Annotated in this window: 16 protein-coding genes; 9 read left to right on the plus strand and 7 right to left on the minus strand. The window is 62.7% G+C overall.

Translation table 11 applies throughout. The annotated features are described in order from the left end of the window. Positions 1 to 15: 15 nt before the first annotated feature. Positions 16 to 813, minus strand: a complete 798-nt coding sequence (locus ACQK2M_RS00745; RefSeq protein WP_425416202.1) for an alpha/beta fold hydrolase — start codon at positions 811 to 813, stop codon at positions 16 to 18. Between the two features lie 2 nt (positions 814 to 815). Continuing rightward, on the minus strand, positions 816 to 1,364 hold the full coding sequence (locus tag ACQK2M_RS00750) for a hypothetical protein (RefSeq protein WP_425416203.1): 549 nt from the start codon (positions 1,362 to 1,364) through the stop codon (positions 816 to 818). Positions 1,365 to 1,509: 145 nt separating this feature from the next. Between ACQK2M_RS00750 and ACQK2M_RS00755 the strand changes: the two genes are divergently transcribed. The 6 genes from ACQK2M_RS00755 to ACQK2M_RS00780 all read left to right on the plus strand — a co-directional run bounded on the left by ACQK2M_RS00755 (position 1,510) and on the right by ACQK2M_RS00780 (position 9,096). After that, positions 1,510 to 2,430, plus strand: coding sequence for a LysR family transcriptional regulator (locus tag ACQK2M_RS00755; RefSeq protein WP_425416204.1), 921 nt, complete (start codon positions 1,510 to 1,512; stop codon positions 2,428 to 2,430). 212 nt (positions 2,431 to 2,642) lie between these two features. Further along, entirely contained in the window at positions 2,643 to 3,602 is a 960-nt protein-coding gene (locus ACQK2M_RS00760) for a TAXI family TRAP transporter solute-binding subunit (RefSeq protein ID WP_223478981.1), read from the plus strand. Positions 3,603 to 3,695: 93 nt separating this feature from the next. Continuing rightward, positions 3,696 to 6,443, plus strand: coding sequence for a TRAP transporter permease (locus ACQK2M_RS00765; RefSeq protein WP_425416205.1), 2,748 nt, complete (start codon positions 3,696 to 3,698; stop codon positions 6,441 to 6,443). A 15-nt stretch (positions 6,444 to 6,458) separates the two neighbouring features. Continuing rightward, entirely contained in the window at positions 6,459 to 6,884 is a 426-nt protein-coding gene (locus tag ACQK2M_RS00770; RefSeq protein WP_425416206.1) for a universal stress protein, read from the plus strand. Positions 6,885 to 6,994: 110 nt separating this feature from the next. Then, positions 6,995 to 8,314: an aspartate aminotransferase family protein gene (locus tag ACQK2M_RS00775; protein WP_425416207.1), complete on the plus strand. Its 1,320-nt coding sequence runs from the start codon at positions 6,995 to 6,997 to the stop codon at positions 8,312 to 8,314. Positions 8,315 to 8,316: 2 nt separating this feature from the next. Continuing rightward, positions 8,317 to 9,096, plus strand: a complete 780-nt coding sequence (locus ACQK2M_RS00780; RefSeq protein WP_425416208.1) for a 3-keto-5-aminohexanoate cleavage protein — start codon at positions 8,317 to 8,319, stop codon at positions 9,094 to 9,096. Positions 9,097 to 9,237: 141 nt separating this feature from the next. On the opposite strand, the gene ACQK2M_RS00785 is transcribed toward ACQK2M_RS00780, so the two are convergent. From ACQK2M_RS00785 to ACQK2M_RS00800, 4 genes are all read right to left on the minus strand, one after another. Continuing rightward, positions 9,238 to 10,524: a TRAP transporter large permease gene (locus ACQK2M_RS00785; protein ID WP_425416209.1), complete on the minus strand. Its 1,287-nt coding sequence runs from the start codon at positions 10,522 to 10,524 to the stop codon at positions 9,238 to 9,240. Between the two features lies 1 nt (position 10,525). Then, a complete protein-coding gene (locus ACQK2M_RS00790; protein WP_425416210.1) occupies positions 10,526 to 11,008 on the minus strand; it encodes a TRAP transporter small permease in 483 nt (160 codons plus the stop codon). A 79-nt stretch (positions 11,009 to 11,087) separates the two neighbouring features. Then, the gene (dctP, locus tag ACQK2M_RS00795; RefSeq protein WP_425416211.1) at positions 11,088 to 12,113 is read right to left on the minus strand and encodes a TRAP transporter substrate-binding protein DctP; all 1,026 of its coding nucleotides are present in this window, start codon (positions 12,111 to 12,113) and stop codon (positions 11,088 to 11,090) included. Between the two features lie 21 nt (positions 12,114 to 12,134). After that, positions 12,135 to 12,836, minus strand: coding sequence for a GntR family transcriptional regulator (locus ACQK2M_RS00800; protein ID WP_425416212.1), 702 nt, complete (start codon positions 12,834 to 12,836; stop codon positions 12,135 to 12,137). Positions 12,837 to 13,178: 342 nt separating this feature from the next. Between ACQK2M_RS00800 and ACQK2M_RS00805 the strand changes: the two genes are divergently transcribed. From ACQK2M_RS00805 to ACQK2M_RS00815, 3 genes are read left to right on the plus strand one after another with little or no spacing between them, the layout of a single operon-like run. Next, positions 13,179 to 15,260 carry a hydantoinase/oxoprolinase family protein gene (locus ACQK2M_RS00805; RefSeq protein ID WP_425416213.1) on the plus strand — a complete coding sequence of 694 codons (2,082 nt, stop codon included), beginning with the start codon at positions 13,179 to 13,181 and terminating at the stop codon, positions 15,258 to 15,260. Next, a complete protein-coding gene (locus ACQK2M_RS00810; RefSeq protein WP_425416214.1) occupies positions 15,253 to 17,037 on the plus strand; it encodes a hydantoinase B/oxoprolinase family protein in 1,785 nt (594 codons plus the stop codon). Before ACQK2M_RS00805 ends, ACQK2M_RS00810 begins: the two co-directional genes overlap by 8 nt. Next, positions 17,034 to 17,819 carry an SDR family NAD(P)-dependent oxidoreductase gene (locus ACQK2M_RS00815; RefSeq protein ID WP_425416215.1) on the plus strand — a complete coding sequence of 262 codons (786 nt, stop codon included), beginning with the start codon at positions 17,034 to 17,036 and terminating at the stop codon, positions 17,817 to 17,819. The genes ACQK2M_RS00810 and ACQK2M_RS00815 overlap by 4 nt, the downstream gene beginning before the upstream one ends. Before the next feature lie 57 nt (positions 17,820 to 17,876). Here the strand turns inward: ACQK2M_RS00815 and aldA are convergent, their stop codons facing one another. Continuing rightward, positions 17,877 to 19,448 (minus strand): aldehyde dehydrogenase, encoded by a 1,572-nt coding sequence (gene aldA, locus ACQK2M_RS00820; protein ID WP_425416216.1) that lies wholly within the window; start codon positions 19,446 to 19,448, stop codon positions 17,877 to 17,879. Positions 19,449 to 19,535 lie beyond the last annotated feature (87 nt).

Raw genomic sequence — 19,535 nt, forward strand, 5'->3', positions numbered from 1 at the left:
AACCCTGAACGCGCCTTACTCCAAAAGCGCGCTGACTGCCCGGACAAAACCATCCGGATTATTGACGTAGGGATAATGCCCGCCGCCGATTTCGATGTGTGGCGCCCCGGACCACGCAGTCCGGAAACGCGTTCTTGCCATTGCGCCGACCAGCGCGTCGTCTTCGCAATCGATGATCGCGGCCCTGCCAGAAGGTGCCTGTCGCGGTAATGCCTCAGATCGGGCCACATGCAACAGCCGGCCCTTCAGGTCTTCCGCCGGAAGCCAGGCGCTCATCGCCTGGCAAAGCAGATAGGCCAAAGGTCCCTGTTGTCCCTGCGCCCTTTCCAGCCACTGTACCTGCAATTCGTCAGCAGGCGTTGCGTCGATGATCGCCGCATCGAACAAGGGATTCGGCAAAAGGTCAGCGACTTCCACGAAGCCGTTGCTAAAGATCAGCGTCGCCTCTTGCGCGAACTCCGCGGGAAGAAGCTGCATCCACCAGGCGCTGTAGGAGCAACCCAGTATGACCGGCGCCTCGAGTTCGGCTGCCTTGACGAAATCCGCCAAGGCGGACGCCAGACGGCCGGGCGCGACGGTGCCCGCATAGTCGATCGTGATCGGGTCGAGCCCGAGTTCACGAAGCGGCTCCACCACGAGGCTGAAGAATTCCGCGGTACCGCTCGCACCCGGCATCAGCACGATGGGCCGGCCTTGCCGGCCGTCTTGGCGGCGAACCTTGAAAGGCGCGCCGTCCAATCCGTCCACCAGCGGGTAACGGTCCCGAAAACTCGCGACCGCGTCCTTCAGCGCTGCGTGCTGGTCGTGTTGCATGGTCAGGTGACCAGCCCTTTTTCGCGCAGTTCTTCCATCGCTTCCGGCGAGAACTCGGCCTTGGGGCCGTTGCCACCGATCACGAACATCAGCAGGTGCTCGTCTTCGGGTTCGTCGAAGGTGATGTTCTCGAAGCGGCGCTGAACGCCGGCGGGAAAGGAGATGACGTCGTGCGGCCCGAGTTCGAACGCCTCGACCTTGCCGTCGACTTCCCAGGAGCAGCGCCATTTGCCGGTCATGGGAATGAAGGTTTCGTTGGTGTCGTGATTGTGCATCATCGGGCCGCAGCCGGGTTTCGCCTTGCAGTAGCCCAGATTGAAGCCTTCGGAGATCTTGATGGCGGCGTTCTTGGCCGCGTCGTCGCCGACCGGCGAGGTTACAGCGCCCGAGTCGCGCTCCGGCGGCTGGAAGCCGACCACATTATAGAGGGTGCGCTTTGCCGACGGGTGGTTGCTGTCCGGCAGGCCGCCGTCGAAACCCTTGATCTCGGAGAAAAGTGCAACCCGTTTGCGCATTTCCTCGCGCGGCACTCTGATCGTCTTCAACGCCATTATCGTCTCCTCCTTGTGCGCTGTTGCGCCGGATCGCATTACGCCCGGTCGCTATAAAGAGATACGATAACGTCTGGATTTCACGCCCCACAATGCACTAGGAATGATATCGTTTATTACAAAATCGAATAATGCTGGGCCGGGAATGGACCGTAATTACAGCCTTAAAGACCTGAAAGCGCTGAACGTCCTGCTGAGCGAACGCCATGTCAGCCAGGCCGCCGACCGGCTGGGCATCAGCCAGCCCGCCATGAGCATGCTCTTGAAACGGCTGCGCGCAATGTTCGACGACCCGCTGCTGATCCGCAACGGAAACAGCCACTCCCTGACCGATGCCGCCGAGGATTTGCGCCCGCGCATCCGCGACATGATCAAGGACATGGAAGACCTGCTGGAGCACGGGAGCCATTTCCGGCCCGACCGATCCGACCGATCGTTCACGCTCATCCTGACCGATTATATCGACGCCATCCTGGTGCCCACGCTGCACCGGCGGTTTCGGGAAATCGCGCCGGGCATCGAACTCAAGATCGTCGGGCCCGACCCGTTTCGCCTCGGCCGCGCCTTCGGCGAGGGCCATGTCGACCTGACGGTGTCCTATTTCCCAAGCCCGCCCGGCGACCTGGTGACGCGAAGCGTCTTCACCGACCAGATGGTGTGCGTCACGCGCAAAGGCCACCCGGCGCTCGCCAAGACGATGGATCTCGACATCTTCTGCAAGCTGGACCACGTGGCCATCGAGCCCGGGCAGGCGTCGATGTACCGCGCCGTCCTCGACGAAGCGCTTGCGCGCGAGGGCTTCGCGCGGCGCGTGACGATTTCGAAGCCGGACTTCCTGGGCGTACCGTTCCTGCTTGAGGAAAGCGACTTCATCGCAACCATGCCGGAGAAACTCGCGACGCTGTTCACCCAGCGCTTCGACCTGGTGACCTTCCATCCTCCGATCCACCTGCCGAAGCTGGATATCCGGATGATGTGGAACCGCAGCACCCACCGTTCGGCGGCCCATGTGTGGCTGAGAGAACAGATCCTGGAAATCTGCCGGAAGAAATTTGCGGCAGGCTGACCACCATCGGGGCAACGGGCGGTATCGTTCACGTCGTGCGTGCCATGCGGCTCACCGTTGCGCTTTGAGCGGCCGTGTTTCACGTCCGAACCAAAATCACAACCAATTGAAATTGCTTTGCTTTTCCCTTGAAGAAACCAAAAGAAAAGGCGGAAGTTGCTTTCTCGGGACGTTCGCGCAATCCTGATCGTTTCATGCAAAGGGAGAAAGCCATGAAATTGTTACTTCGCACGATCGCCGCAGGCGCTCTGGCCCTCGGAGCCCAGTCCGCGGTTGCCGAGGAAACCTTCATCACAATCGGCACTGGCGGACAGACCGGCGTGTACTACGTCGTCGGCCAGTCGATCTGCCGGCTGGTGAACCGCGGAACGGCGGAGCACAACATCAAGTGCACGGCGCCTTCGACCGGCGGATCCATCGACAACATCAACGCCATCAAGAACGGCGACCGCCAGATGGGCGTCGCACAGTCGGACTGGCAGTTCCATGCCTATAACGGCTCCTCGCAGTTCGAAGGCGACAAGTTCGACAAGCTGCGCGCGGTCTTCTCCGTGCATGGCGAGCCCTTCACTGTCGTTGCCCGCGCCGATGCCGGCGTGAAGAACTTCGACGACCTGAAAGGCAAGCGCGTCAATATCGGCAATCCGGGTTCGGGCCAGCGCGCGACCATGGACGTCGTGATGGACGCCAAGGGCTGGTCGCTCGACGACTTCGCGCTCGCGTCCGAACTCAAGGCCGCCGAACAGGCCGGCGCTCTCGGCGACAACAAGATCGACGCCATGATCTACACCGTCGGCCACCCGGCCGGTGCGATCCAGGAAGCGACCACCACTACCGACGCCACGCTCGTCAATGTCGATGGCGATGCGATCGCCAAGCTGGTCGAAGACAATCCCTACTATGCATGGGCGACCATTCCGGGCGGCATGTACAAGGGTAACGACGAAGACACGACGACCTTCGGCGTGAAGGCGACCTTCGTCTCCTCCTCGGATGTTCCCGAGGATGTCATCTACCAGGTGGTCAAGGCGGTGTTCGACAATTTCGACCGCTTCAAGAAACTTCACCCGGCCTTCGAGAACCTGAAGCCGGAGGACATGATTTCCGCCGGCCTCTCCGCACCGCTCCATGACGGCGCTGCGAAATACTACAAGGAACAGGGCTGGATGTAAGCCTTGGTGACCCCGCGGGCTTTCGCCCGCGGGGTTCTTTTTTCGGGGGCGGACTATAGCCGCAATATGCGGCGTGATCGGGGATGATCGAACATGACGGATACGGCGCAATCGCGTGAACATGAGGGACTGACACAGGCGGAGATCGATGAACTCGTCTCGCAGGCCGATACGGGAGGCCGCTCGGCCGGACCGTTTATAGGACGCCTTATCGCCGGTATCGCCCTCGTCTGGTCGCTGTTCCAGTTGTGGTTCGCCTCGCCGCTGCCCTTCGCGTTCGGTTTTGGCGTCTTCAACGATACCGAAGCCCGGTCCATCCACCTTGCCTTTGCCGTCGTCCTGGCGTTCCTGGCGTTCCCCCCCGCCCATACCGCCGTCCAGACGGCGCTCGGGGTCATCGTTCCGCTCGTACTCGGCGGGCTTCTCGCCCTTTCGGCAGGCGATATCTTTCCGGTCTGGGTGGTGTTGCTGGTGACCATCGTCGTCGCCGGTGCCTGCGCGCTTCCGACCCGAAACGACCGCGTCGCCATCCACGAATGGGCCATGGCGATCGCCGGCGGTTTCTGTGCCGCTTATATCTTCCTGTTCTATCGCGACCTCGCCGACCGCGTCGGCCAGCCGATCTTCATCGACTACGTGGTCTCGATCGCCGGTCTGCTGCTGTTGCTGGAGGCCGCGCGGCGTTCGCTCGGCCCGGCGCTTGTCATCGTCGCCTCGGTGTTCCTGCTCTACACGGTGCTCGGCCCGTGGATGCCCGAGATCATCGCGCACAAGGGCAACAATCTGCGCGAAATCATCAACCACCACTGGATCACGACGGAAGGCGTGTTCGGCATCGCGCTCGGCGTGTCGACCTCCTTCGTCTTCCTGTTCGTCCTGTTCGGAGCCCTGCTCGACAAGGCGGGCGCGGGCAACTACTTCATCCAGGTCGCCTTCTCGCTGATGGGCCACATGAAGGGCGGCCCGGCCAAGGCCGCCGTCGTGTCCTCGGCCATGACGGGGCTGATCTCCGGTTCCTCCATCGCCAATGTCGTGACCACCGGCACCTTCACCATTCCGCTGATGAAAAAGGTCGGTTTCTCCTCGGAAAAGGCCGGCGCGGTCGAGGTCGCTTCATCGGTCAACGGACAGATCATGCCGCCGGTCATGGGCGCCGCGGCGTTCCTGATGGTCGAATATGTCGGCATTCCCTATTTCGATGTGGTCAAGCACGCCTTCCTGCCGGCGCTGATCTCCTACATCGCACTGGTCTATATCGTTCACCTGGAAGCCGCGAAGGCCGGCATGGAAGGCCTCCCGCGCGCCTATCAGCCCGGCCCGATCATGCGCCGGCTCGTCGGCTTCGTCTTCGGTGTGCTCGTACTGTGCGCAATCTCCTTCGCCGTCTATTACGGCATGGGCTGGATCCGACCGACCTTCGGTGCCGGCGCGCCCTATGTCATTTTCGCCGTCCTGACCGCAGCTTATGTCGCGCTGGTCGCCTTCGGTTCGCGGTATCCCGAACCCAAGATGGACGACCCGAATGCGCCGGTGACCTCGCTGCCGCTGCCCGGGCCGACGATCAAGTCGGGCCTGCATTTCATCCTGCCGGTGATCGTTCTCGTCTGGGCGCTCATGGTCGAGCGCCTTTCGCCCGGCCTGTCCGCCTTCTGGGCGTCGGCCTTCATGATCTTCATCCTTTTGACCCAGCGTCCGCTCTTCGCGATTTTCCGCGGCGAGAGCGACATGGGCGCGGCTCTCAAGCGCGGCTGGGACGAACTGATCGACGGCCTGATCTCGGGCGCCCGCAACATGATCGGCATCGGCATAGCGACCGCGACGGCCGGCATAATCGTCGGCGCGGTGTCGCAGACCGGCGTCGGCTCGGCGCTCGCCGATGTCGTCGAGGTGCTTTCCGGCGGCAACCTGCTGGCGATCCTGTTCCTGACGGCCATCCTGTCGCTGATCCTGGGCATGGGCCTGCCGACCACGGCGAACTACATCGTCGTTTCCGCGCTGCTGGCGCCGGTTATCGTGACGCTCGGCCAGGAGAACGGCCTGCTGGTGCCGCTGATCGCCGTGCACCTGTTCGTCTTCTATTTCGGCATCATGGCCGACGTGACACCGCCCGTGGGACTTGCCTCGTTTGCGGCGGCGGCCGTTTCGGGCGGCGACCCGATCAAGACAGGTTTCGTCGCCTTCTTCTATTCGCTGAGAACGGCGGCATTGCCCTTCCTTTTCATCTTCAACACCGACCTGCTGCTGATCGACGTAGACTGGATCCACGGAATATTCGTCTTCATCATCGCGACGGTGGCCATGCTGCTGTTTGCGGCAGGAACCCAGGGCTGGTTCCTGGCGCGCAACAGGATCTGGGAGACCGCCGCGCTGCTGCTGCTCGCCTTCACCTTCTTCCGGCCCGGTTTCTGGATGGACATGGCCTTCCCGCCCTATGAGGAGGTGCCGCCTGCCGAGATCGCGGCTGCGGCCGGAGAGGTGCCGTCCGGCGAGAGCCTGCGTCTGCGCATATCCGGCATGGATGCGGTGGGCGACGTACGCGAATGGGTCGTGCTCCTCGAGCTTCCGGACGGTGCGACAGGCGAGGAACGTCTGGAGGCCGCCGGCCTGACGCTGGTCGATCGCGACGGCAAGACGATCATCGACGATGTCGCGTTCGATTCCGCCGCCCAGAAAGTCGGGCTCGACTGGGATCAGGAAATCATGCGCGTGCTCAAGCCGGCGAACCCGCCGACGAAGTACCTGATCTACATTCCGGCCTTGCTGCTTCTGGCGCTTGTCGTGTGGGCGCAACGACGGCGTGCGCCCGCGCCGCCGAAGCGGGAACAGGAAGCGACGGCCTAGAGAAGGAACACCGAGATGTACAAAGCAATCATGTTGCCGATCGACCTTTCCCATGAAAGCTCATGGAAAAAGTCCATTCCGGTCGCAGTGAAGATGGCCGAAACATTCGGCGCCAAACTGCACGTCATCACCGTCGTCCAGGACATTCGCGATGCGATGGTGGCGCAGTATTTCCCCGACGACTACGAAACGACGATGGCGCGCCAGGCCGCCGAAAAGCTCTCCGATCTGGTCGGGCGCGAACTGGCGGGCGTCGAGGTAACCGAGCATGTCGCCGCCGGTCAGGTCTATCGCGAGATCGTCCGCGCCGCGGAAAAAAATGGCTGCGATCTGATCGTCATGGCGTCGCACCGGCCGGAGCTCGCCGACCTGCTGATCGGGCCGAACGCCGATCATGTCGCGCGCCACACGGCGGCATCGGTGATGATCGTCCGCGAGTAAGCGGCAATGACGTCTTCGCGCACGCATTTCGGCCCCAATTTCGGCGCATCCGCCGCCTTGCATCTGATCGGCGGAACTGCCTGCCGGATCGGTCTCAGGGGATGGCCTACATGACATCGCATATTTTCGGCCGCTCGACCGCGGGTTCGCTACCCGTGGCCGCGCGGGGTGACGGCTGCTACATCGTCGACACGAACGGCAAACGCTATTTCGACGGATCCGGCGGCGCGGCGGTTTCCTGCCTTGGCCACTCCGACCCGGACGTCACCGCCGCCATCAAGCAGCAGGTCGATCGCATCGCCTTCGCCCATACCGGCTTCTTCACCTCCGAACCGGCCGAAGATCTCGCCGACCTTCTTGTCCAGCATGCGCCGGAAGGGATCGACCGCGTCTACCTCGTCTCCGGCGGCTCCGAGGCCGTCGAGGCGGCAATCAAGCTGGCGCGGCAGTACTTTCTCGAGATCGGGCAGGACCGCTACCGCGTTATCGCACGCAGGCAGTCCTATCACGGCAACACGCTCGGCGCGCTCGCTGCCGGGGGCAATGAATGGCGCCGGCGCCAGTTCGCGCCGATGCTCGTCGAGACCTCGCATATTTCACCCTGCTACGAATATCGCGGCCGCGAGGACGGCGAGAGCGCGTTCGATTACGGCCAGCGCGTCGCCAATGAACTGGAAGCCGAGATCGAACGGCTCGGGCCGGAATCCGTGCTCGCCTTCATCGCGGAACCGGTTGTCGGCGCGACGGCCGGCGCGGTTCCGCCAGTCGAGGGCTATTTCAAGCGTATCCGCGAAATCTGCGACCGATACGGCATCCTCCTGATCCTCGACGAGGTCATGTGCGGCATGGGCCGCACGGGGACGCTGTTTGCCTGCGAACAGGAGGGTATCGCACCCGATATCGTCACGATCGCCAAGGGACTCGGCGCAGGCTACCAGCCCATCGGCGCAATGCTGTGCACGGAAAAAATATATGATGCGATCGCCACCGGCTCCGGCTTCTTCCAGCACGGCCACACCTATATGGGCCATCCCGTCGCGACCTCGGCGTCGCGCGCGGTGATCAAGGCGATACTCGGCCGTGATCTCCTTTCGAAAGTACGCGACCAGGGCACCCGCCTGACGTCGGAGTTGCACAACGCCTTCGGGCAACATCCCAATGTCGGCGACATAAGGGGACGCGGTCTCTTCCTCGGGCTCGAGTTCGTCGAGGACCGTGAGACCAAGGCGCCTTTCGATCCGAAACGCGGCATCGCGAAGGCCCTCAAGAAACACGCCTTCGAGGCCGGACTGATCTGCTACCCGATGAGCGGCACGATCGACGGGGCCAAGGGCGATCACGTTCTTCTCGCGCCGCCCTTCATCATCGAGGATGCGCAAATCGACGAGGTCGTGGGCAAGCTCGATACCGCCATCCGCGCGGTGTTCTGACGATGGGCGTCCAACCGCTGCCGAGGATCATGGTCGCGCCCAACGGCGCACGGCGCACCACCGCCGACCACCCGGCCCTGCCGGTCAAGATTCCCCAGATCATCGAGACGGCGAAGGCCTGTTTCGCGGCAGGAGCAGGCGGCATCCATGCCCATGTTCGCAATGCCGGCCAGCACCATGTTCTCGACGCCGGTCTCTACAGGGAACTCGTGACGGAACTGGCGCGAGAGGTTCCGGAGATGGCGGTACAGATCACCACCGAAGCCGTCGGCCGCTACACACCGGAAGAACAACGCGCGGTCGTGCGTGCCGTGATGCCGGACATGGTCTCCGTCGCCCTGCGCGAAATGATCCCCGATGCGGATACCGGCGAGGCCGCCCGTTTCTACGCCTGGGCGCATGAAGCGCAGATCGCCGTCCAGCACATTGTCTACGGACCCGACGAACTGGACCGGCTCGCCGGCCTGATCGGGCAAGGCGTCGTGCCAGCCGAAAACCTGCAGTTGCTCTTCGTCCTCGGCCGCTATGCGAAGGACCAGGAAAGCGATCCGCGCGATCTCCAACCGTTCATCGACGCGCTTCGTATGGCGGATATTTCCGCCGACTGGGCGGCCTGCGCCTTTGGCCGCAACGAGACGGCATCGCTTGCCGCCGCCTTCGCCGCCGGCGGGAAAGCGCGGGTGGGATTCGAAAACAGCCTGTGGAACGCCGACGGCACGGTCGCGACCGACAATGCCGAGCGCGTACGCGAAATCGCCGCGTTGCAGGCACGCTCCGGATAGGCAGTTTCGGCGCGAGGAGGCCTTACGGGGCCCGCGCAGCGTCGAGTGAACGGCGACTATCATTCGCATCCACCGCTCGAGGATGCGAAACAATCGGTTTGGCGCGAATACGCTCTGGTCGCGTATTCGTTTGCCTACACGCTAGTAGCCAGCAGCCCTCGGAATGAACAGCACCAGATCCGGGAAAAGGATGATCAGCAACAGCGCCACCAGAAGGGTGACGATAAAGCCCCATATTTCCCTGATTATTTCGGCAAGCGGGATCTTGGACACGCCGCTGATCAGGAACAGCAGTTCCCCATAGGGCGGCGTGATCAGGCCAATCATCATGTTGACGATCACGACGACCCCGAAGTGCACCGGGTCGATTCCCAGCGCATGGACCGAAGGCAACAGGATCGGCACCATGACCAACAGCATCAGCAGAGTATCGAACACCGCGCCGAGCAGTAGGAACAGGAGCGCTGTCACCAGCAGGAACGCCATCGGAGACAGCGACATGGAGGCGATCCATTCGGCCACCATTCCGGGAATGCGCTCACCGGCGACGACATAATTGAAGAAAAGCGCGCCCACGACGGTGATCGCGACAATGGCGGTGCCTCGCGCCGAAGCCAGCAGTGTTTGCCACATGGCGGAAAACGTCATGTCCCGGAACACGAACGCGAGAATGATGGCATAAAGCGCCGCCACCGCGGCCGCCTCGGTCGGTGTCACTGCGCCCGAATAGATGCCACCCAACAGGATAACCGGCAGCATCAGAGGAGGCACGGCCCGGATCGAGGTCACCCGCGCCTCGGAAAACGTGAAACTCTCCTCGACAGGGAAGTTCTTGCGCCGCGCAACGAAGAAGGACTGCACGGCAAGCACCAACCCCATAAGCAGTCCCGGTACGATACCGGCCAGAAAGAGCGCTCCGATCGATGTCCCCGAAATGGCGCCGTAGATCACCATCGGAATGGAAGGCGGAATGATAGGACCGATCGTGGCCGACGCCGCCGTCAGCGCACCGGCGAAGGCCCGCGGATAGCGGTTGTCGCGGGTCATCATGTCGATCATCAGCTTGCCGGGACCCGCTGCGTCGGCGAGCGCGCTGCCGCTCATGCCGGCAAAGATGATGCTGACGATGATGTTCACATAGGCCAGCCCGCCGCGCACCCGGCCGACGATCAGAACGACGAAATTGAGCAATCGCGTGGAGATGCTCGATACGGTCATGACTTCGGCCGCGAATATGAACAGCGGAACGGCAAGAAGGATGAACGAGGAAAACAGGCCGTTTATCCCCTGGGCGGCCACCAGCCCGATGTCCTTGCCTGTGACCAGAAGATAGGCGAATCCGCTGACGATCATGGCAAAGCCGATCGGCATGCCGATCGCACCGGCGACCACGAAGAGGAGCAGCATGAATGCGGCGGCGACGCTCATCTCAGGGCTCCTTGTCCCAGGTGTCACGTGCGAGGCGGATCATCCGGAAAGCGGAATTGAGGATCAGCAGCACCAGGAAAACACCAAACGCGCTGAACACGACCGTCATGGGCAATCGCAGCGTCGGCGATGACTGACGTCCGGTGAAAACGATGTAGTCGTAGTTTCCGTAGAGCGAGAGGAGCAGAACAACGAGGATCAATCCTGTCCCCACCAGGGCGAGAACCCGTCGCACGGCCGGACGCGCCGCGTGGTACAAGAGATCAAAGGAGACGTGCTCGCGTTCCTTGACGATCGACGCCGCGCCGACGCAGACGATCCAGACATACAGAATGCCCGCAACTTCCTGTGTCCACGACAGCGGATCGTTCAGCACGTAGCGGAAGAAAACCTGCAACACGAAAACGATGAAAAGGGCGGCAAACCCCAGAACGCAGAATATCTCGCACAGCTTGGATATCAGTGCCCAGACCGTCTTTACCACTCAGCCTGCTCCATTGCGAAGGTGAAGCCGCAGCCATCCTTGGCCGCGGCTTGTCCGAGTTTCCCCGAGTGTCGGTGACTTAGAGAGCGTTGATCCGCTCGAGCAGGCCTTCCGGCCACTCCTTGGCGTAATCGCTTTCGAGATAAACGCCCTGAACATGGCTCCGGAATGCATCGAGGTCCGGCGTCGTCACTTTCAGCCCGTTCGATTCGAGCAGGCTCGTCCCGTCCGCTTCCGTGGCGAGCGTGCCCTCGTCGACGAAGACCGCCTGGGACTTGGCCGCATCGCTGACCACGGCCTTTTCGTCATCGCTCAGTTCGTTCCAGAACGAATTGGACATGGCGAAGAAGAGCGGCGCGACCATGTGGCCGGTCAGCACGAGCTGTTCGCTGACTTCATAGAATTTGGCGGCGATCATGTCGCTGATCGGGTTTTCCAGGCCGTCGACCGTGCCGGTGGAGAGGGCAAGATACACCTCGTCGAAGGCAATCGGCGTCGGGTTTGCGCCAAGCGCCTTGCCGAGGAACTGCCAGGTGTCGGAGCCCGGAACGCGCAGCTTGAGGCCGGCGAGATCCGCGGGCGTCTGCACGTCCTTCTCCTTGCGCAGGATGACATGGCGCGTGCCGAGATACTGAGAGCTGAGGATCGTGACATCCATTTCACTGGACACGCGGCCGCGATATTCCGTGGCGACATCGCTGTCGTCGAAGACCTTGTGCATGTGCTCGGCATCGCGAAGCAGATAGCCGGCCGTGAAGATGGAGTATTCGGGGATGTAGCCGGCGATATCCTGCGGCGAGATCATGCCGACTTCGAGATTGCCGCGTTGCATGGCGGGAATTTCGGTGCCCTGATCGAAAAGAGTGGCGTTGAGATGGATTTCCACGCCCAGTGTCGGTGCATTCGCCTCGACCATTTCCTTGAATTTCATCAGGCCTTTGGCCTGCCACTCCGCCTCAGGGCTGGGCGTCGAGATCCTGATCACCTTCTTGTCCTGAGCGAAGGCCGATCCGGACAGGAAGGCCGGCGCCGCGAGGGCCGCGCCCGATGCGGCGAGAAGCGTTCTGCGTGAAATGTTGGTCTTGCTGTGCTTGCTATGTTTCACCGTATTCTCCCTTGGTTGAAACTAACCGGGACTATCCCGGCCTGCTGCTGCGGATTTCTCCTTGACCGACTCGGCAAGCAGGCGCTCCACTTCGGCGCTGTTATGGGTTCGCGCGAGTTGCTCGGCCTTGTCGGCATCGCCGCTCGCGACGGCATCCTTCAAAGCGCGATGGTCCTCCAGAAGATGATGGTAGTCGCGCGCCGTCAGCCCGATATGGGTCATCTGGAAACGGACCTGCTGGATCAGTCGCTCATGCTGCTGGATCAGCCTTCCATGGCCGGACATACCGATGACGGTCCGGTGCAGATTGAAATCCGCATCGACGATCGCCTCGCGGTTTCCCGCTTTTGCGGCCTTCTCGAGTTCGCTGAAGGCTTTCGCGAGTTGGGTACGACTCGCCGGTGTGGCGCGTTCAGCAGCAAGACGCGCGCCAAGACCTTCCAGTACGGCGCGCAGCGTGTAGAGCTCCCACGCTTCATGGACCGATGCGGGCGCAACTTCCCATTTCGTGAAGGCTACCTGGCAGACAAGGCCCTCCGAGGTCAGCTGCATCAGCGCGGAACGGATCGTGCCACGGCTGACTTCGAGGTTCCGCGCCAATTCCGTCTCCAGAAGACGATGACCAGGGGGCATCGTGCCGCTAACGATCTGTCGGCGGATACTGCTGGCCGCCTGGCGGTCCAGAAGCCTGTCCTGGGTTTTTAGACTTTCGAGAGCTACCATTCTTGCGCCTCTCCTTTCTGGTGATTGCAAGCAAGCGCATCGTTCATACGACACATGCTCGCGATACCAAAGAGAGACCTCAGCCCCGGTCCGCGCAATCGGCATGCATTTCCGAACTGTCCTACCGGCTTCTCCGGTCGACCGCGGTTCGGCATGGCTGCATCCCCTTTATTGCACCGTCCGGCATCCGCTGATCGGAGCCGACGTGACAATGAGAAGACACATTCAGTCAATTGTCAACAATTGATTATAGATTGACATAGGTCGGCTGAAATCGCACGTCGATTGACAAGATAGAAGATTGCTGACAATAAACTATCACGTTTCAATGAAGTGAGAGACATGGCAGCCACTGCGCGAATAGGTGTCGATATCGGCGGCACGTTCACCGACCTTGTCCTTGTCGCCGATGACGGGCGACGTCTTGCCAAGAAGGTCGCCTCGACACCGGATCACCCGGAGGCGGCGGTCCTGTCGGGCGTCTCCGCACTTCTGGACGCCGCCGAATTGAAGCCGGGCGACATTACGGCGGTTCTGCATGGCACCACGGTCGGCTCCAACGCCATTCTCCAAAAGCGTGGGGGTCGCATCGGCCTGCTGACGACGCGGGGATTCCGCGATGTGCTGGAGATCGGCCGACTGCGCACGCCGGACATGTTCGACCTGACCTGGGACAAGCCCGTGCCCCTGGTGCCGCGCCATTTGCGCTTCGAGGTGACCGAAAGGATCGCGGCGGACGGGCAGGTCGTGACAGCCCTCGCCGAACAGGAACTGGAGGCGCTGTGCCACGAGTTCGCGCAGGCGCGGCTTGATACGCTGGCGCTGTGCTTTCTCAACTCATACTGCAATCCGGAGCATGAGTTGCGGGCCGAGGCAATCATCCGCGCGGCGGTGCCGGATCTGCCGGTGACCACCTCGGTCTCCATCCTTCCCGAACAGCGCGAGTATGAACGCACCTCCACGACCGCCGTGAATGCCTATGTGCTGCCGGTCATGCGAGACTATCTGATCGCGCTTCAGGAAGGCCTACGGAAAGGCGGCGTGACCGCCCCCCTGTTCATCAGCAATTCGAACGGCGGGTTGGCTCCCGTGCATGTCGCCCAGAAAAAGCCCGTCATGTTCATCTCGTCCGGTCGGGCCGCGGGTGTGGCCGGCGCCGGCCATGTCGGACGGCTCTCGGACATCGCGAATCTCGTCGCCTTCGACATGGGCGGCACCACCGCCTCGGCATCGCTCATCAAGGACGGCGAACTGACCCGCACGACCGAGTACGAGTTTCGAGACGGTATCTCCACGCCAAGCCGATTCATCAAGGCGGGCGGCTATCTCATGCGCGTTCCCACGGTCGATGTCGCCGAAATCGGCAACGGCGCGGGATCCATCGCGCATGTGGATGATGGCGGCCTGATTCACGTCGGGCCGGTGTCGGCCGGCGCCAGCCCCGGACCGGCCTGCTACGGCGCGGGCGGCGGCCGCCCCACACTCACCGACGCCAACCTCGTGCTGGGCTACCTGCCTGACAGGCTGGCCGGCGGAAGCATGGCGCTGTCACCCGAACTCGCAGCCGCCGCGATCGAGGAACATGTCGCGAAACCCGCCGGTCTGACCGTGATCCAGGCGGCGCTTGGCATGCGGGCAATCGCCAATTCGAACATGTCGCGCGCGATCAGGGCCGTGACCGTGGAGCGTGGGCAGGATCCGCGCGACTTCGTTCTTTTCGCCTTTGGCGGCGCCGGCCCCAACCATTCCTGCGATCTGGCCAGAAGCGTCGGCATACGAAAGGTCGTGCTCCCGCCGGAACCCGGCGTGTTCACGGCGTCCGGCATGCTCGAGGCGGCTGTCGAATATTTCTTCATTCGCTCCTTCGCATGCGAACCCGGCGCGATAGACTTGGCCGGGCTTCGCGAAACGGCACGGTCGCTCTCAGCGCAGGCCGACGAGGAATTGCGGCAGGAAGGGTTCGACGCCGCCGCGATCCATTTCGACTTCGAACTCGACATGCGTTTCGCCGGGCAGGATTCCGAACTTCAGGTTCCGGTCGATCCTTTCGCCGACGACCTGTCGGTCGAGGATCTGACGGCCCGCTTCCTTGCCATGTACGAAGACACCTTCGGCTACGTGTCGTTGGACGGCGTCGAAAGCGTCAACCTGCGCATGCGCGCTTTCTGGCCACTGCCCGGCACCGGCGAGCGCACGTCGGAAAACCCTGGCGGAACCGCGCCTGAGCCTGTGTCGCGGCGCGCAGTCCACTTCGAGGCTGACGCCGCGCCGGTCCTCACGCCCGTCTACGACCGCCACGCGGTGACGGCTCCCGTCGAGGGGCCGGCGATCTTCGAAAGCGCGGATACGACCTTTACGATTCCGCCCGATGCCATGGCGGAACCCGACCCCTACGGCAATCTCGTGGTGACCTTCCGTGACTGACACTTCCCAAACGCCCCAGGCCGACGGCTTCACTCCCGATCCGGTCACATTCGCCGTCATCAAATCGGCGCTCGATGCGATCGTGGACGAGATGGCCGGCACGGTCATGCGCACCGCGCGCTCGCCTATCGTGCGCGACGTGCTCGACTATTCGGCGACGCTTTGCGACAGCAAGGGCCAGATCCTCAGCCAGGCCAAGACCGTTGCCCTGCATCTCGGCGCGGTGCCGGACGCGATGGAGGTCATCGTCGGGAAGTTCGGCGAGACAGCAAAAGAGGGCGATGTCTACGTTCTCAACGATCCTTACGCGGGCGGCATGCACCTGCCAGACATCTTCATGGTCAAGCCGATCTTCTTCGAAGGCCGGCTGCAGGGCTTTTCCGTCGTCGTCGCCCATCACTGCGACGTGGGCGGCCGCGTACCCGGGTCCAATGCCGCCGACTCTACCGAGATCTATCAGGAAGGCGTCCGCATACCGCCGATGCGCCTCTACGATGCGGGAAAGCCCAACGAGACATTGCTCGAACTGCTGCGTACCAACGTTCGCCTGCCGGCCCTGGTACTCGGCGACCTCGATGCCCAATACGCCACATGCCGCACCGGCGAACGCGAACTCATTCGCCTCATCGAGCGCTACGGCGAATCCGGGCTCAGGTCGTATTTCGAGGCGCTTCTCGACTATGGCGAGGTGTTGACGCGCAAATCCATCGCGGCCTGGCCGGACGGGACCTACACCTTCGAGGACGCCATAGACGGCGACGGATTCACCACCGAGCCTATTCCCATTCGATGCGCAATCACTGTGGCAGGCGATTCTCTCGAGATCGACTTCGCGGGCTCGTCGTCCCAGGTCCGCGGCGCGATCAACGCCACCTTCTCCTTCACGAAGTCGGCATCCTATCTCGCGGTGCGCTGCGCATTGGAGCGCGATGTTCCGAACAATGCCGGCGTCTATCGCGCCATCACCGTCAAGGCGCCGGATCACTCCATCCTCAAGCCCGACATGCCTGCGCCGGTCGCCGCCCGCGCATTGACCGGATACAGGGTCGTGGACACGGTTCTCGGCGCATTGTCGGAGATTTCCCCTGCCCGCCTGATGGCTGCGGGGGAAGGCGGCAACACGGTTCTTTCCATGGGCGGCTACGACAAGGAGACAGGCGAGCCTTTCGTTCTCGTGGACATGATCAACGGCGCATGGGGCGGCCGGGCCGACAAGGACGGCGTGGAAGCGATCACCAATCCGGCGCAGAACATGTCCAACCTGCCCATCGAGACCCTTGAGAAGCGTTATCCGCTGCGCATGGAGGAGTATTCCCTACGTCCGGATTCATGTGGCGCGGGGCGCTTCCGCGGCGGGCTCGGCCTGACCCGGACCTATCGCATCCTCGTCGATGACACGATGCTGCAGGTTCGCGCCGACCGCATCGCCACACCGCCCTACGGTATCGCCGGCGGGCTGCCCGGCAGCCTGTCGCGCAACATATTGAATCCGGACCGCGAGAACGGCGACTTGCCGGGCAAGCTGACGCGCATCGTCGACAAGGATACCGTCATCCGGCATGAACAGGCCGGCGGCGGCGGCAATGGCGACCCGCTTGACCGCTCGCCGGATGCGATCGCCTTCGACATAAGGGAAGAAAAGATCACCCGCGACTACGCCGCGCGCTTTCATGGCGTCTGTTTTGCCGCCGACGGTTCGATAGACGAGCCTGAAACGCACGAGAACCGGGCGAAAATGCGCGAAGCACGCGACATGAAAAAGGAGAGCGTTCAATGAGCGGAAACAAGACCGCCGTCGTCACCGGTGGTGCGAGCGGGATCGGCGAAGCGACCGTCATGCGGTTCGCCGCCGCCGGATGGACCGTGGTGATCGGAGACATCAACGTCGAGCGCGCCGGGATTGTTGCGGAGGCCGCCCGTGAAGCCGGCGCGGCTGCTGTCCACGTCATTCCGCTCGACCTGGCCGACGAAACGAGCGTGGCGGCATTCGCCGAACGCACGGATGACGAATGCGGATCCGTGGATGCGGTGGTCAATTCAGGCGGCATTCTCCAGAACGGCATCCGTTTCAACGATATGCCGGTGGACGAATTCGACGCCGTCTGGCGGATCAATGTCCGCGGCACGCTTCTGATCAACCAGGCTTTCGGCCGACGGATGACCGCGGCCGGTTCCGGCAGCATCATCAACATGTGCTCGCTGACGACCTATCGACCGTCGCCGCAGCCCGCCTATGCGCCGGCAAAGGTCGCCCTGAAATCCATGACAGAGACGATGGCCGCGGACTTCGGGCCATCCGGCGTCCGCGTCAACGCGGTCGCGCCAGGCTATACGCTGACACCGGCGATGAAGGCACGCATCGACGAAGGCGTGCGCGACCCGCAGGCCATCCTCGACAAGTCGGCCATCAAGCGGCTCGTCGAACCCTCGGATGTCGCCGAGGCCGTGTTCTTTCTGTGCTCGGACGCCGCATCGGCCATCACAGGCGTCGTACTGCCAGTCGATTGCGGCTGGCTCGCCTATTCGGCTTATACCTCTTACGCGTCGCAGCCGGGCTGAAACCGGAAGCCCGCTGCAAGAACAACCGGCCGGAAGCTCCCGGCCGGTTTTTTCGTTCTAGTTGAAGTTGAGATACATCGTCTTCTTCTGGAAATACCCTTCGAGACCGTATTTGCCGTCTTCGCCACCCAGGCCGCTGTCCCGCATGCCGGCATGGTGCGCCTGCACGACATCGCCCCCGGGCTTGTTGACGTAGATCTCCCCGAATTTCAGCTCGCGCGTGAGCCGCATGATGCGGCGCATGTCCCTCGTGAAGACATAGGCCGAAAGGCCGTAACGGCTTTCATTGGCCAAACGCATCGCTTCGTCGAAATCGGCGACCCGCATGATCGGCACTACCGGTCCGAACACTTCGTTCTGCATGATTTCCATGGCGTTGTTGTCGACACTCATGACGGTGGGCTGGAACCAGTGGCCCTTCGAGAACTCGCTTCCGTCCATCCGCTTGCCGCCGGTCAGGAGTTCCGCGCCCGCATCGGTGGCGGCGGCCACCATCGCCTCGACCTTTTCCAGTTCGCCGCGGCTGAACTTCGGGCCGACATCGACCAGTTGGCGCGGATCGCCGACCTTGAGCGCCTCCACCGCCTCGATGAATCGCTCGGTGAACTCGTCGGCTATCTTATCGTGGACATACATGCGCTCGTTGCAGATGCAGATCTGGCCGCAATTCTCGAAACGCGAGAGCACCGCGGCGTTCACCGCCGACGCGATATCCGCATCCTCCGCGACGACGAATGGGGCCTTTCCGCCGAGCTCGAGCCGCAGGATCTTGAGATCGTCAGCGGCGGCGCGGAAGATCGCCTTGCCCGCGCGTACGCTTCCCGTCAGCGTTACGAGACGCGTATAGGGATGCGCCACGAGCGACTGGCCGATCTCTTCGCCGAAGCCGGACACAACATTGATCACGCCCGCGGGAAAGCCGGCCTCCAGCGCCAGTTGCGCGATCTCGAAGCTCGAAATCGGCGTGCCCTCATGCGACTTGACTACCACCGTGTTGCCGGCCAGAAGCGCCGGGCCGATCTTGCGGCACATCAGCGCCGCCGGATAGTTCCATGCGGTCAGCGCGACCACCACACCGTGGGCGACCTTCTGGATCCAGATCTGCTCGTTGGGATTGTCCGACGGGATGATGTCGCCGGTAACGCGGCGCGCTTCCTCGGCGGCATATGTCAAATAGAGAGCCGCACCCTCGATCTCGCCGCGTGCTTCCGCGAGCGGCTTTCCCTGCTCCGCGATCACGATCTGCGCCAGTCTCTCGCGGTTCTGGAGAATGAGGCGGGCAAGGCGCTTGAGCAGCTCCGCGCGCTCGATCGGCGGCAAGGCTTCCCAGTCCGGCTGTGCGTTCCAGGCCGCCGTCAGCGCGCGATCGGCATCGGCCGCGCTGCCCCGCGGTACGGAAGCGATGATCTCCTCGGTGGCCGGGTTCTCTACCTCGATCCATTCCTTGACGGTGGAATCGACCCACTCGCCATCGATGAAATGACGATAGCGGTCAGAACCTTTGACCAGTTCCTTCATAGCCTGCAAAACGTAAACTCCTGTATTCCGGTCGGCCCGATCCGGCGAGATACCACCGTCGGATGAAGTGCGGCATTCCAGGAAAGCTCCGGCGCCGATATGGCGCGACATGTCCCCTCCGGCGATAGCCGCTGGCCGTCCGCGCCTGTCTTCGCCAACACAATCGCCCGACCGCAGATTGCCGTCAAGAAGAATGTT

The sequence above is a fragment of the Oricola indica genome, from assembly GCF_965227485.1.
Taxonomy (GTDB): domain Bacteria; phylum Pseudomonadota; class Alphaproteobacteria; order Rhizobiales; family Rhizobiaceae; genus Oricola; species Oricola indica.